Below are 397 nucleotides of genomic sequence, written 5' to 3'. Positions count from 1 at the left end.
AGTTGGGCGCGAAACGTACTAGCAGAACAGGGCTAAAGCGCCCTGTTTTTCGTGTCTCGAAGGCTATTGTTGCGTGTGTGCTCGTAAAACGGGGGTAATTTCCGGGGGTAAGCAGGTGGTGCGGATTGCTGAACAATCCGCACGTCACACCCATTTCGAGCCGTTTTCACAGTCGTTGAACAATCCCCCCGACCGTTTTAGGGCTGTTTTGAAGTGTTGCTCCGGCATTTCCCCAGGTCGCGATTCAAACGGGCGGGTGTTGGCTGAAAACACCCTTAAACCGCATACTATGCATGCATAAAGATTGTTCAACGAAGTGCGCCCAAGGCAAATCGGATCGTTCAACAACCCTTCGCGCCAGTGTGGTTTGTGGGTTGGATTGGTGAACAATCCGGAC

Annotated in this window: 1 protein-coding gene; it reads right to left on the bottom strand. The window is 52.4% G+C overall.

Translation table 11 applies throughout. The annotated features are described in order from the left end of the window. Positions 1 to 144: 144 nt before the first annotated feature. The coding region (locus tag HMPREF2617_RS12190; protein WP_210400833.1) for a hypothetical protein at positions 145 to 397 on the bottom strand (253 nt) is incomplete at its 5' end.

Source organism: Corynebacterium sp. HMSC070H05, from assembly GCF_001837615.1.
Lineage (GTDB): Bacteria > Actinomycetota > Actinomycetes > Mycobacteriales > Mycobacteriaceae > Corynebacterium > Corynebacterium coyleae.
The sequence above is the reverse complement of the archived record's forward strand: the minus strand, read 5'-3'. Positions and strand labels throughout refer to the sequence as shown.